11 protein-coding genes are annotated in these 12,979 nt (G+C 66.6%); 8 read left to right on the forward strand and 3 right to left on the reverse strand.

All coding sequences use genetic code 11. The annotated features are described in order from the left end of the window. Window positions 1-23: 23 nt before the first annotated feature. On the reverse strand, window positions 24-1,514 hold the full coding sequence (gene gatB, locus C5B91_RS01910) for an Asp-tRNA(Asn)/Glu-tRNA(Gln) amidotransferase subunit GatB (protein ID WP_008092047.1): 1,491 nt from the start codon (window positions 1,512-1,514) through the stop codon (window positions 24-26). Window positions 1,515-1,684: 170 nt separating this feature from the next. Between gatB and C5B91_RS01915 the strand changes: the two genes are divergently transcribed. From C5B91_RS01915 to C5B91_RS01945, 7 genes are all read left to right on the forward strand, one after another. After that, complete coding sequence (locus tag C5B91_RS01915) at window positions 1,685-2,569, forward strand: DUF3100 domain-containing protein (protein ID WP_008092050.1); 885 nt, start codon at window positions 1,685-1,687, stop codon at window positions 2,567-2,569. A gap of 1 nt (window position 2,570) precedes the next feature. Beyond that, window positions 2,571-3,035, forward strand: a complete 465-nt coding sequence (locus C5B91_RS01920) for a hypothetical protein (RefSeq protein WP_008092052.1) — start codon at window positions 2,571-2,573, stop codon at window positions 3,033-3,035. 46 nt (window positions 3,036-3,081) lie between these two features. Next, window positions 3,082-4,419: an amidohydrolase gene (locus C5B91_RS01925; RefSeq protein ID WP_115819021.1), complete on the forward strand. Its 1,338-nt coding sequence runs from the start codon at window positions 3,082-3,084 to the stop codon at window positions 4,417-4,419. Between the two features lie 105 nt (window positions 4,420-4,524). Continuing rightward, a complete protein-coding gene (locus tag C5B91_RS01930; RefSeq protein WP_008092056.1) occupies window positions 4,525-4,833 on the forward strand; it encodes a hypothetical protein in 309 nt (102 codons plus the stop codon). An 84-nt stretch (window positions 4,834-4,917) separates the two neighbouring features. After that, complete coding sequence (gene smc / locus C5B91_RS01935) at window positions 4,918-8,625, forward strand: chromosome segregation protein SMC (protein ID WP_115819022.1); 3,708 nt, start codon at window positions 4,918-4,920, stop codon at window positions 8,623-8,625. Then, a complete protein-coding gene (locus C5B91_RS01940; protein ID WP_049968601.1) occupies window positions 8,618-9,769 on the forward strand; it encodes a ScpA family protein in 1,152 nt (383 codons plus the stop codon). The genes smc and C5B91_RS01940 overlap by 8 nt, the downstream gene beginning before the upstream one ends. A 32-nt stretch (window positions 9,770-9,801) precedes the next feature. Further along, window positions 9,802-10,278, forward strand: coding sequence for a hypothetical protein (locus C5B91_RS01945; RefSeq protein ID WP_115819023.1), 477 nt, complete (start codon window positions 9,802-9,804; stop codon window positions 10,276-10,278). 7 nt (window positions 10,279-10,285) lie between these two features. Here the strand turns inward: C5B91_RS01945 and mtnP are convergent, their stop codons facing one another. Continuing rightward, window positions 10,286-11,146, reverse strand: a complete 861-nt coding sequence (mtnP, locus tag C5B91_RS01950; protein WP_008092066.1) for an S-methyl-5'-thioadenosine phosphorylase — start codon at window positions 11,144-11,146, stop codon at window positions 10,286-10,288. A 45-nt stretch (window positions 11,147-11,191) separates the two neighbouring features. After that, window positions 11,192-12,187 (reverse strand): AEC family transporter, encoded by a 996-nt coding sequence (locus C5B91_RS01955; protein WP_115819024.1) that lies wholly within the window; start codon window positions 12,185-12,187, stop codon window positions 11,192-11,194. A 336-nt stretch (window positions 12,188-12,523) separates the two neighbouring features. On the opposite strand from C5B91_RS01955, the gene C5B91_RS01960 reads away from it, so the two are divergent. Then, window positions 12,524-12,964 (forward strand): nuclear transport factor 2 family protein, encoded by a 441-nt coding sequence (locus tag C5B91_RS01960; RefSeq protein ID WP_233514183.1) that lies wholly within the window; start codon window positions 12,524-12,526, stop codon window positions 12,962-12,964. Window positions 12,965-12,979: the final 15 nt, after the last annotated feature.

Consider the following 12,979-nt stretch of genomic DNA (forward strand, 5'->3'; position numbering starts at 1 on the left):
GAAGCGAAACCGAAGACGGTCGGTTACTCGTCCAGTCGCTCGCGGAGCAACTGGTTCACGGTGCCGGGGTCGGCGCTCCCCTTGGACTTCTGCATGACCTGTCCGACGAGGAAGTTCAGCGCGCCGCCCTCGCCGTCGTGGTAGTCCTCGACGGCGTCGGGGTTCTCGTCGATGGCTTCCTGCACGAAGCCGCCGATTTCGTCGTCGTCGGCCTTTCCGAGTCCTGCTTCGTCGACGATGGTGTCGGGGTCTTTGCCCTCGTCGAGCATCTCGCGGAGGACGATTTCCTCGGCGTTCTTCGTCGTCACCTCGTCGGCGTCGACGAGTTCGACGAGCCGCGTGAACTCGTCGAGGCGGTCCGACACGTCCGTGATGTGCATGTCGCGGTAGTTGAGTTCGCCGAGCAGGTTGTCGGCGACCCACGTCGCGGCGAGGTCGGCGTCGAACTCGGCGGCCACGTCCTCGAAGAAGTCGGCGACCTCCTTGGTCGAGGTGAGCTTCGAGGCGGACTCCTCGTCGATGCCGTACTCGGTGTGGAAGCGCTCGCGGCGGGCGTCGGGGAGTTCCGGAATCGGAATCTCCTCCTTCCAGTGGGCGACCTGGAGCGGCGGGAGGTCGGCCTCGCGGAAGTAGCGGTAGTCCTTTTCTTCTTCCTTCGAGCGCATCGAGACGGTGATGCCGCGGGACTCGTCCCAGTGGCGCGTCTCCTGCTCGACGGCGCGGCCGCGCTTGATGGCGTTCTTCTGGCGGGTGACCTCGTAGGCCAGCGCCTTCTCTGCGCCCTTGTGGCTGGAGATGTTCTTGACCTCGGTGCGGTTGGCCGCCTCGAGCGCCTCGTCGGAAATCGAGCCGTCGTCGTCGACCTCGTCGGCGGGGACGAGCGAGATGTTGGCGTCGATGCGGAGCGAGCCGTCGCGGGTGGCGTCGAACACGCCGAGGTATTCGAGCACCTCTTCGAGCTTCGCGAGGAACGCGCGAGTCTCCTGCGGGCTCCGGAAGTCGGGCTCGGTGACGATTTCGACCAGCGGCGTACCGGCGCGGTTGTAGTTGACGAGGGTGTAGTCCGCCGTGTCGATGCTGCCGCCTTTGTGCTGGAGGCTGCCGGGGTCCTCTTCGAGGTGGGCGCGCGTGATGCCGATGTCCCGGCGGGTGCCCTCGACGGACACCTCCAGCGTCCCGTCGGCGCAGATGGGCGCGTCGTACTGGGTGATTTGGAAGTTCTTGGGCAGGTCGGGGTAGTAGTAGTTCTTCCGGTGGAAGCGGGTGTCCTCGGCGATATCGGCGTTCAGCGCCTTGCCGATTTTGACCGCCGACTCCACCGCCGCCTCGTTGAGCACCGGGAGCGCGCCCGGCAGCCCGAGACAGACGGGGCACACGCGGGTGTTCGGCTCCTCGTCCTCGGCAGGCTCGGTCGAACAGCTACAGAAAATCTTCGTGGCCGTCTCGAGTTGAACGTGGACCTCCAACCCGATGACGACCGCGAGTTCGCGCTGTTCGAGCGCTTGCGCAGTCATTGGCCGCGCTTCGACGGCGGTGGGCTAAAGACTAACGGGACTGGTCGCAGCGGAGCCCGTTCGTGGGTCGCTGGCCCCGGCACCGACCCCTGCCACAACCGGCAGACAATCACTAACGAGGTTTTATATACTGGCGTTTCATCTCCACGATTCACAGACGTCGTTCACATATGACAAACGATACCACCTCGGATAGATGGGCACCGATTCGCACCGGCGGCCGACTCTCGGCGCACCTCCGGACGCACCTGACGGTTCTTTTCATCGTCGTCGTCGCGGAACTCGTCGGCACGATAACGTTCCCGCTCGGGCCGGGGCAGGTCGTGCTCCTGCCGCTCCTGTACGCCGTCGTCCTCGGTCTCGTCCTCAGTTACAGCGTCCTCGGGTCGCTCTTCGAACCGCTCCGGCGGGTCGTCGACGAGGACGTGAGCCGCATCGCTTCGCCGCTTCTGGTCATCGCGCTGATGCCGCTCGGCGTCAAGTACGGAACGCTCGTCGCGCCGTCGTTCTACGACCTCGTGGCGGCCGGCCCGGCGTTCGTCCTGCAGGAGTTCGGTAACCTCGGCACGATTCTCGTCGCCCTCCCGCTCGCCCTGCTTTTGGGCCTCAAGCGCGAGTCCATCGGGGCCGCGGTCAGCATCGCCCGCGAACCGACCCTCGGCGTCATCACCGACAAGTACGGCATCGAGTCGCCCGAGGGGCGCGGCGTCCTCGGTACCTACATGACGGGAACGGTCCTCGGAACCGTCTTCTTCGGTCTGCTCGGCGGTTTCGCCCCCGCGACGGGGCTCCACCCGCTCGCGCTCTCGATGGCCTGCGGCATGGGCTCCGCGAGTATGATGACCGCCTGTTCCACGTCGCTGGCGGCGGCCGTCGGCGGCGCGGGCGTCGCCGAAGACCAGATTCTGAGCTTCGCCGCGACGAGCAACCTCCTGACCGGCATCACGGGGCTCTACATGGTCATCCTCGTCGGCCTCCCGGTCATCACGCGCCTCTACGCGGTCCTCGCACCCGTACTCGGCCGCGGTACCGCCGCGACCGACGGAGGTGAGTGAGATGTCGATGTCGACCCCGGAGTTCTCCGTCGAGTCGCTGAAGATGCTGCTCGTGGTGGCGTTCCTGACGCTGACGGCGAACCTCCTCGCCACCGGCACCGGCTTCCTCGCCGCGCTCCCCGGCATGGCGCTCATCGTCCTCATCGGGCTCGTCGCCCTGCTCATGGGCCGGCTGGTTCCGCTCGACCTGCCGGCGTTCGCCTACGCGATGATTCTCGCGTTCGCCCTGGCGCTCCCGTTTTCGCCGGTCCAAGCGCCGTTTCTGGCCGCCGTCGGGAAGGTCGACTTCCTCGCGACGACGACGCCGATTCTCGCCTACGCGGGGCTCTCTATCGGCCTCCAGACCGGGAAGATGAAGGAAGTCAGCTGGAAGCTCGTCCTCGTGGCGGTGTTCGTCTTCTTCGGGACGTTCTTCGGCTCCGCGCTCATCTCGCAGGCCGTGCTCTCCGCACAGGGGATTATCTGATGACGACCGCCACCGACGACCGCTCCGCCCGCAGGAGTGAGACGCGATGACCGACGACGACCGCGTCGCGGCCCTCAAAGCCCGCGTCTGCGACGCTATCGACGACCGCGCCGACGAAATCATCGCCTTCGCGAAGGACGTGCAAGCCGAACCGGAACTCGGCTACAAGGAGGTCAAGACGACCGAGAAGGTCGTCTCTCTCTTCGAGGACCTCGACCTCGACGTGGAGACGGAACTGGCGATTACCGGCGCGCGGGCCAGAACCGGCTCGGGCGACTTCGTCGCGGCCGTCCTCGGTGAACTCGACGCGCTCGTCAACCCGGACCACCCGATGGCGGACCCCGAGACCGGCGCGGTCCACGCCTGCGGCCACAACGCCCAACTCGCGCACCTCGTCGGGACCGCCTTCGGCCTCGTCGGCAGCGGCGTCGTCGACGACCTCGACGGTGCGGTCGAGTTCGTCGCCGTCCCGGCGGAGGAGTACCTCGACCTCGACTACCGCCGCGACCTGCTCGAAGCGGGCGACATCGAGTTCTTCGGCGGCAAACAGGAGCTCATCCGCCGCGGCTACGTCGACGACTGGGACGCCGCCGCGATGATGCACGCCGGCAGCGACACGCCCGAGCGGACGATTACGAGCGACTTCTCGACGAACGGGTTCGTCGGCAAGTTCGTCACCTACCGCGGGGCCGAGGCGCACGCCGGCGCGGCTCCCGACGAGGGCGTCAACGCGCTCAACGCCGCGATGCTGGGGATGAACGCGGTCCACGCCCAGCGCGAGCGCTTCCGCGACGAGGACCACGTCCGCGTCCACCCCATCATCACCCGCGGCGGCGACGGCGTCAACGTCGTCCCCGCAGAGGTGACGATGGAGTCGTACGTCCGCGCGGCCTCCGTCGAGGCCGTCTCCGAGGCGAACGAGTCGGTCAACCGGGCGCTCGCCTCCGGCGCGATGGGCGTCGGCGGCGACGTGGAAATCGAGGACTACCCCGGTTACATGCCGCTTCGGACCGACGAGACGATGGTCGCGTTCTACGACGAGAACGCCCGCGACATCGTCGGCCCCGACGCCGTCGACGAGGGCCACGCCCACCTCTCGGGCTCGACGGACATGGGCGACATCACGCAGCTCGTCCCCGGAATCCACCCGTGGACCGGCGGCTTCGAGGGCGCGATTCACGCCCGGGACTTCCGGGTCGTCGACGAGGAGATGGCGTACGTCATCCCGGCGAAACTCACCGCCTGCACGCTGGTCGACCTGCTCACCAGCCCCGAGGCGATGGCCGAGGTCCGCGCGGCGAAAGCAGAAAAGCGCAGTCGGGAGGAGTACCTCGAGGCGGTCCGCTCGCTCCGGAAGACGACGACCGAGTCGTACCGAGACTGAGGGGCCGGCGGCGAGCGTTCGAGGGCGGGGTCGCCCGCACACGTATCACATTTTCGGTGATTGTCTGACGCACATTTATGTCTCACGCGAGGGGCTATGTTACCCATGAGTAACCGGGTGGAGGAACTCGAATCCAAAGTCGCAGAACTGCAGGCCGCCGTGAACGGACTCACCGAGGAACTCGTCGAGACCAAAGAACGGCTTCGCCAGCTCGAAGACGCCAACGACGTGGACGTCCCCTCGCGGGCCGCGACCCGTCGCGGCGACTGGGAGACCGAAGCCGAGTCCGCCGCGGAGCCCGGCGAAGCCGACGAGGCGGCGCCGGCCGACGGCGATGAGACTAAACCGGACGAGACCGACGAGACTGACGAAGGCGACGGCGAGACCCCCGACGACGACATCATCGTCGCGTAATCGGGCGCGCCGTCCGACGCGAGCGCGCCCCGTGTTCATGCGGCGCGCTCCACCTGCGGGCGTCGCCCGCGTGAACACCAACCCATGCACATCAAAGAGCTCGTCCTTGACGGTTTCAAGAGCTTCGGGCGGCCGACTCGCATCCCGTTCTACGAGGATTTCACGGTCGTTACGGGCCCGAACGGTTCCGGCAAATCGAACATCATCGACGGCGTCCTCTTCGCGCTCGGTCTCGCCCGCACTCGCGGGATTCGCGCCGAGAAGCTGACGGACCTCATCTACAACCCCGGTCACGCCGACGGGAGCGACGAGGCCGCGAAACAGCCCAAGGAGGCCAGCGTCACGGTCGTCCTCGACAACTCCGAGGGGACGCTCGACCGGTCGCAGGTCGTCAACGCCGCCGGCACCGACAAGGTCGGCGACGTCGAGGAGATAACCATCAAGCGCCGCGTCAAGGAGACGCCGGACAACTACTACTCGTACTACTACCTCAACGAGCGCTCCGTCAACCTCTCGGACATCAAGGACCTGCTCGCCCAGGCGGGAATCACCCCCGAGGGCTACAACGTCGTCATGCAGGGCGACGTGACCGAGATAATCAACATGACGCCCTACCAGCGGCGGGGCATCATCGACGAAATCGCGGGCGTCGCCGAGTTCGACGAGAAGAAAGACGCCGCCTTCGAGGAGTTGGAGGCGGTCGAAGAGCGCGTCGACGAGGCGGACCTCCGCATCGAGGAAAAGGAGACGCGCCTCGACCAACTCGCCGACGAGCGCGAGACCGCGCTCACCTACAAGGGACTCCGCGAAGAGAAAGAGGAGTACGAGGGCTACCTGAAGGCCGCGGAGCTCGAAGACAAGCGCGACGACCTCTCGCGGACCGAATCGCGCATCGAGTCCACCGAGGCAGACCTCGAAGACCTGCAGGCCGAACTCGACGAGCGACAGGGCAAGGTCACCCGTCTCGAAGCGGACCTCGAAGACCTCACCCGCGAGATAGAGCGCAAGGGCGAGGACGAACAGCTCCGCATCAAGTCGGAGATGGAGGAGATAAAGGGCGACATCTCCCGGCTCGAAAACGCCATCGAGGCCGCCGAGGAAAAGCGCGACGACGCCGAGGCCGAGCGCCGGAAGGCGTTCGTCGACATCGACCGCAAGCAAGAACAGATCGACGACCTCGAAGACGACATCCGCGAGGTCAAAGTCGAGAAGGCGTCGGTCAAAAGCGATATCCAGTCCAAGCGGGTCGAACTCTCCGAGGTGCAGGCCGAAATCGACTCGGTCGACACCGAGTTCGACGAGCTGAAGTCCGAACTCGCGGCGAGAAAGGAGACGCTCGACGAGCTCAAAGACGAGAAAAACGACCGCCAGCGCGCCAAGGACCGCCTGCTCGACGACGCGCGCCGCCGCTCGAACCAGATTTCGGAGACGCGGGACGAACTCGAACGCGCCCGCGAGCGCATCCCCGAACTGAAGGCGACGGTCTCCGACCTGCACAGCGAACTCGACACCGCCGAGAAGAACAAAGCGAAGATAGACGGCGTCATCGAGGACCTGCAGGCCGAGAAGGCCGAACTGAACGACGAACTCTCGGAGGTCACGGACGAACTCCAGACCAAGCAGTCCGAGTATGCCCGCCTCGAAGCCCGCGCCGGGAAGGACGGCGACAACTCGTGGCCCCGAGCCGTCACGACCATCCTCAACGCCGGCATCTCCGGCGTTCACGGCGCGGTCGGCCAACTCGGCTCCGTCGACGGCGAGTACGCCAAGGCGTGTGAGACGGCCGCCGGCGGCCGCCTCGCCAACGTCGTCGTCGACGACGACGGCGTGGGCTCGTCCTGTATCGACCACCTGAAGTCCCGCAACGCGGGTCGCGCGACGTTCCTGCCCATCACGAAGATGGACAACCGGAGCCTGCCGCGCAAGCCCAACAACCCCGGCGTCGTGGACTTCGCGCGAAACCTCGTCGACTACGATTCGCAGTACGAGTCCGTCTTCTCGTACGTCCTCGGCTCGACGCTCGTCGTCGAGGACATGGGGACCGCCCGCGACCTGATGGGCGACTACCGCATGGTCACCCTCGACGGCGACCTCGTCGAGCGCTCCGGCGCGATGACCGGCGGCTCCGGCGGCGGCTCTCGCTACTCCTTTTCGAAGTCCGGCGAGGGCAAACTCGACCGCCTCGCGAAGGAGATTACGAAGCTCGAAGACCGCCGTCGCTCGCTCAACGAGGAGATTCGAGACATCGACGACGACCTCGACGACGCCCGTGGCCGGGCCTCCGACGCCGCCGACCGCGTCCGGACCATCGAGCGCGAAATCGAGGACGCCGAGGAGGACATCGAGGACGCCGAAGCCGAAATCGACCGCCTCGACGACCGCCTCGACGAACTCCAGTCCGAACGCGAGTCGGTGGACGAACAGATGTCCGACCTCGACGACGAAATCGCCGACCTCGACGACGAAATCGAGACGGTCGAAGCCGCAATCGAGGACATCGAAGCCGAACTCGCGGACTCCGAGATCCCGGAACTCACCGCCCGCGCCGACGAGATTCGCGCGGACATCGACGACCTCGAAGACCGGATGTCCACGCTCGACGGCCGACTCAACGAGATTCAGCTCGAAAAGCAGTACGCCAAGGACGCGGTCGACGACCTCCACGACACGGTCGAGGCCGCCCAGAACCGCAAGGCAGAGGCCCGTAAGTCCATCTCCGAGGCGGAGTCGAAAATCGAGGACCGCGAGGACGACCTCGAGGCCAAGCGCGAGGCGGTCGCCGAACTCGAAGAGGAACTGGTCGACCTCAAGGAGGACCGAAAGGAGCTCCAGGGCGACCTCCGCGAGGCCCGGAGCGCCCGAGACGAGAAGAAAGACCGCGTGAGCGCGGTCGAATCGAAACTCGAAAGCATGCGCTCGGCCGCGGAGCGCCTCGAGTGGGAAATCGACGAACTCGAATCGCAGGTCGGCGACTACGACCCCGACGAGATTCCCGACCACGACACGGTCGAGTCCGAAATCGAGCGCCTCACCGAGGAGATGGAAGAGCTCGAACCGGTCAACATGCTCGCCATCGACGAGTACGACGACGTGAAGGCCGACCTCGAAGACCTCCAAGAGCGCCGCGACGTGCTGGTCGAAGAGCGGGACGCCATCGCCGACCGCATCGACCAGTACGAGTCCCAGAAGAAGGCGACGTTCATGGAGTCGTTCGACGCCATCGCCGAGAACTTCACCGACATCTTCGAGCGCCTGTCGAACGGGACGGGTCACCTCCAGTTGGAGAATCCCGAGGACCCCTTCGAGGAGGGCCTGACGATGAAGGCCCAACCGGGCGACAAACCCATCCAGCGCCTCGACGCCATGTCCGGCGGCGAGAAGTCGCTGACGGCGCTCGCGTTCATCTTCGCAATCCAGCGGCACAACCCCGCGCCGTTCTACGCGCTCGACGAGGTGGACGCCTTCCTCGACGCCGCGAACGCCGAGCGCGTCGGCCAGATGGTCGACGACCTCGCGGGCGACGCCCAGTTCGTCGTCGTCTCGCACCGCTCCGCGCTCCTCGAACGCGCCGAGCGCGCCATCGGCGTGACGATGCAGGGCGACAACGTCAGCGCCGTCACGGGTATTCAGTTCGGCGGCGACGGCGGGCCCGGAAGCGACGGAGGCGACGGAGGCGACGCGGACGGATTCGGCGGCGACGACAGCGGAAGCGACGACGGCGACGACGCCGACGGTGGTGACGGCGGCGGAGCCGACGCGGACGTGGAAGCGGAGGTTCCGGCGGATGACTGACGACATCCCCGAACTGAATCTCTCTCGCGGGCGCGGCGAGCGCGACGCGAGCGACGAGGATGACGATGACGACGCGGTCTTCTCGTTCGGCGGCGACGACGCCGAGTCGGGCTCCGCGGTCGACACCACTCCGGACGCCGCTGACTCCACCGGCCCCACCGAACCCGACGCGATGGACGACGTCCTCCCGGAAGACGTCTCGGAGACCGACGACGACGAGGTCGAACCGGTCGAACTCCTCGTCCAACTCGCAAAGGAGGGCACCATCGACCCGTGGGACATCGACATCGTGGAGGTCACAGACGCCTTCCTGAACCGCCTCGACGCGATGGACCTCCGGACGACTGGGCGGGCGCTGTTCTACGCGAGCGTCCTCCTGCGCATGAAGTCCGACGAACTCCTCGCGCCGGACGAACCCGACGAGGAGGAACTCGAACCGTGGGAACTCGCCTTACAGGGCGGTGGCGATGAGGGCCATCCGGGCGACGACGGCGACGGCCCGCCCGGCTTCGACCCCATCGACGCGCTGGAAGACGAGATGGACCGTCGGCTCGAACGCAAGCACGCCCGCGGGTCGCCGGAGACGCTGGACGAACTCGTCCGCGAACTCCGGGAGGTCGAACGCGGGTCGTGGTGGAAGCGCCGCCGCGAGTACGACACCTCCGAGTCGCCGCGCGGCTTCTCCCGCGGGACGCAGACGCTCGACTACCACACGCCCGGCGAGATGCGCGGCGCGGGCGAGCCCACGGAGGACGACGTGACGGGAACCGCCCACAACGAAGACATCGAGGCGGTCGTCGAAGCCGTCGGCGACGTGCTCGCGACGCACTACGAGAAGGGCCGCGACGAGGTGCTGTTCGCCGAGGTTCGCGACGTGGCCGACACCGTGATGACGACCTACCTCGCGCTCCTGTTTCTGTCCCACCGGAGCACGGTCTACCTCAAGCAGGACGACCTGTTCGGCGACCTCTGGATTCGGAACCCCGAGGTGTTCGACGCCGACCCCGGCGCGGGGTCGGGGGTCGACTCGACCGCCGACGGAACTGATGCGCCGGAAGCCGAGGCGGTCGCCGACGGCTCCGACGGTGCTGATGAGGACGGCGACGACCCCGAACTCGAAGCCGAGGCTATCGCGGACGACTAGCTATTTTATCGGGCCCGTCGTCACTCTCAGGCGTGCCCCATCCGACCCTGCTCTCCAGCACGCTCCGGCGGTTGACGGTCGCGGTTTCGCTCGTCACGTCGACGCTGTTCGCGGCGCTCGCGGCGGCTATCCTGTTTCCCCAGTCTGCCATCTGGACGTGGGCGCTCCTGTTTTTCTTGCCCATATTCTGGTTGCACTGCTATTTCCCCGGCTACGTCTCGTACAGTCCGACCTCGTTCGGTCGCGTCCGCGAGGTGGTCACGTCGCCGCGGGCGGTCCGCGAGTGCGTCGTCTGCGGCGAGTCGGACGAAAGCGGCGTCGCTCGGGAGTTCAGCACGCAACTCGTGGCGGCCGGCATCCCGCTCGCGACGACCGACCGCGGCGAAAACGCGTACTGCGCGCGCTGTCACGCGGTCGAGTTCTCGCCGGACGACGAGGCGGCGCGCGGCGAAAGCGAGGTCCCGGAGCCGGAGGGCAACTCGCCAGAATCCGCAGAACTGAACGACTGAGGCCGGCTCAGTCGACGTACTCGTCGATGAGCGGCGCGAGCTTTTGTTTCGTCTCGGCGGGGATGGCCTCGTCGGGCGTGTTGATGGTCCCTTCGAGTGCGGAGTGGCTGTCGGTCTCGTGGCCGTCGGGAATCTTGCGGATGGCGGCCTCGACGGTCTCCTTGATGGCCTCCTCGTTGGCGGCGGCGTTTTTCAGCACCTCGTCGAGCGTGACTTCGCTGTCTTCCTTCCAGACGTCGTAGTCGGTGACGCCGGTGATGGTCGCGTAGGCCATCTCGGCCTCCCGGGCGAGTTTGGCCTCGGGGATGGTCGTCATGCCGATGACGTCCCAGCCCTGTGCGCGGTAGTGTTCGCTTTCGGCCTTCGTGGAGTACGAGGGGCCTTCGATGCAGACGTAGGTGCCGCCCGCTTGGACCTGCGCGTCGGTCGCCTCCTCGGCGGCCTCGGCGAGGATGGAGACGAGCTCCTCGTCGTACGGCATCGCGAAGGGTTGGTGGACGACGATGCCCTCGTCGAAGAACGTAAGCGGGCGGTGTTTCGTGCGGTCGTAAATCTGGTCGGGGACGACGAGCGTCTGCGGCGGCAGGTCCTCTTTGAGACTGCCGACGGCGTTGCTGGCGAGGACGTGGGTGACGCCGAGTTGCTTCAGCGCGAAGATGTTCGCGCGGTAGGGGAGCGTCGTCGGCGAGTGCTGGTGGTCCGGGCCGTGTCGCGGGAGGAAGACGACCTCGCGTCCGGTGTCGCCGAACTCGCCGACGACGGGCGTCGTCGAGGGCTCGCCGAAGGGCGTCTCGACGGGTTCCTCGCGGGTGTTCTCCAGCGGGAGCGCCTCGTAGATACCGCTGCCACCGATGAATCCGATCTTCATACTCGGAGGTGGGAGAGAGCGCACAAAATCGTGGCGAAACGGGGCCTACACCACGAAGCCGTGGTTCAAGAGGTAGATGAGCACCGAGAGCGCGGGCACGCTGAGGAGGGTCGTCACGAAGACGGCCGCGGAGACGAACTCGGCGAGCGAGGTGGCCGAGCCGGTTCCGGTGGCGTCGCCGAACTCCGCGACGAGGATGAGCGGTGTGACCGCGGCGGGCATCGCGGATTCGAGGACGAACGTCCGCGCGACCGTCGGGTCGCCGAAACCGGCGACGAGCGCGACCGCGACGGCGACCGCGGGGGCGACGACTGTCTTGAGCGCGGCGACGACGCCGACCTCCGAGAGCGTCGAGCCGAGGTCGGCCCCCGCGAGTTGGATGCCGAGGATGAGGAGCATCATCGGAATCGACGAGTCGCCGACGAGCCTGAGCGTCTCCATCGCGGGGACACCCGTCGGCGGGACGACGCCAAGCCACCGGGCCGCGAGCGCGGCGACGACCGCGTAGACGAGCGGGATGCGGACGATGCGTTCGAGACCGACGCGCCACCCCGGCGCGCCGTCGTCGCGGTCGGTCCCCCGTCCGGCGATGTAGACGCCCAGCGTGTAGATGAGGACGCTCTGGACGGCGAGGTAGACGACGGCCGTCGAGCGGCCGGTGTCGCCGAAGGCGAACGAACTGACGGGGATGCCGTAGTTCCCCGAGTTCGGAAAGGCGGCGACGAGGACGAGCGCGCCGAGGAGGGGTTCGGAGACGCCGGCGAGTCGGGCGACGCCCCCCGCGACGAGGAGCATGGCGACGTGGTAGACGACGACGCCGGCGGTGATAGTCGCCAGCGTCTCGCCGGCGAGTTCGGTCGTCGCGAGGCTGTAGAACACGAGGACCGGCGCGAGGACGTACACCGTGACCGTGTTGAGCGGCTCGGGGTCCACGTCGCGGACGCGACCGAGGGCGAACCCCACCGCGCCGATGGCGAGAATCGGCAGGAGCGCGGTGACGAAGATAGAAAACAGCGACATGCGCGTGCCGAGGTCCGTCACGCAAACGAACGTTTCGCTTCGGGCGAGTCCGGGCGGCGGTCGAGTGTGAGCGGTCGGAGAGACGGTGAAGCCGACGGTCGAAGCAGTCGGAGACGCGGCTCTGTTGAAATTCTCGACTGGTGATAGTTTGTCGAGACCGTGCTAACTACGGGGTGCGAGTCTCGCATCCAGAGTCGGTTCGGACAGTCCGATACCGACGTGTACAGTCCCTCACTCACTCTAGTCGAAACGAGCAGTCAGGCCTCCTACCGGCGAAACGTCCGAAATAGATGACCGTACGAAATATCATAGATTTAGTATATGTGCTCTGGAGCCGTCGTCACCGTGAGGTTTGTAATGTCTACAAAACGCGTAGCAGCTGAAGACGACGTCCGAGCCGCATCCGACCAGTTCTACGGGGCGCTGGAAGCGATGGCGAACGGGAATGCCGACTCCATGGCGGACGTCTGGTCACACGAGGACGACGTGACGACCATGCACCCAATCGGTGGACGGGAAGAGGGTTGGGAGGCGGTCTCTGGGTCCTTCGCCGGAGTCGCATCGGCGAGCACGGATGGCACGGTCACCCGAGCGGACCAGGCAATCCGCGTCATGGGCGACGCTGCGTACGAACTCTGCACCGAGTCGGTGTCGTGGACTTTTGCGGGTGAACCCATGTCTCTGGAGGGCCGGACGACCAACGTCTACCGGAAGGAGAAAGACGAGTGGAAAATCGTCCATCACCACGCCGACCTCCACGCCGAGTTCGCCGAGAAAGTGGCGAACATGGGTGCCTGAGCGACCGACCACCGG

This window comes from Haloferax sp. Atlit-10N (genome assembly GCF_003586325.1).
In the GTDB taxonomy this organism is placed as follows: domain Archaea; phylum Halobacteriota; class Halobacteria; order Halobacteriales; family Haloferacaceae; genus Haloferax; species Haloferax prahovense.

What these genes read in the sequence shown, in the direction of transcription:
- gatB (WP_008092047.1), bottom strand. Translation starts at nt 1,514, where the DNA reads ATGACTGCGCAAGCGCTCGAACAGCGCGAACTCGCGGTCGTCATCGGG.
- C5B91_RS01915 (WP_008092050.1), top strand. Translation starts at nt 1,685, where the DNA reads ATGACAAACGATACCACCTCGGATAGATGGGCACCGATTCGCACCGGC.
- C5B91_RS01920 (WP_008092052.1), top strand. Translation starts at nt 2,571, where the DNA reads ATGTCGATGTCGACCCCGGAGTTCTCCGTCGAGTCGCTGAAGATGCTG.
- C5B91_RS01925 (WP_115819021.1), top strand. Translation starts at nt 3,082, where the DNA reads ATGACCGACGACGACCGCGTCGCGGCCCTCAAAGCCCGCGTCTGCGAC.
- C5B91_RS01930 (WP_008092056.1), top strand. Translation starts at nt 4,525, where the DNA reads ATGAGTAACCGGGTGGAGGAACTCGAATCCAAAGTCGCAGAACTGCAG.
- smc (WP_115819022.1), top strand. Translation starts at nt 4,918, where the DNA reads ATGCACATCAAAGAGCTCGTCCTTGACGGTTTCAAGAGCTTCGGGCGG.
- C5B91_RS01940 (WP_049968601.1), top strand. Translation starts at nt 8,618, where the DNA reads ATGACTGACGACATCCCCGAACTGAATCTCTCTCGCGGGCGCGGCGAG.
- mtnP (WP_008092066.1), bottom strand. Translation starts at nt 11,146, where the DNA reads ATGAAGATCGGATTCATCGGTGGCAGCGGTATCTACGAGGCGCTCCCG.
- C5B91_RS01960 (WP_233514183.1), top strand. Translation starts at nt 12,524, where the DNA reads ATGTCTACAAAACGCGTAGCAGCTGAAGACGACGTCCGAGCCGCATCC.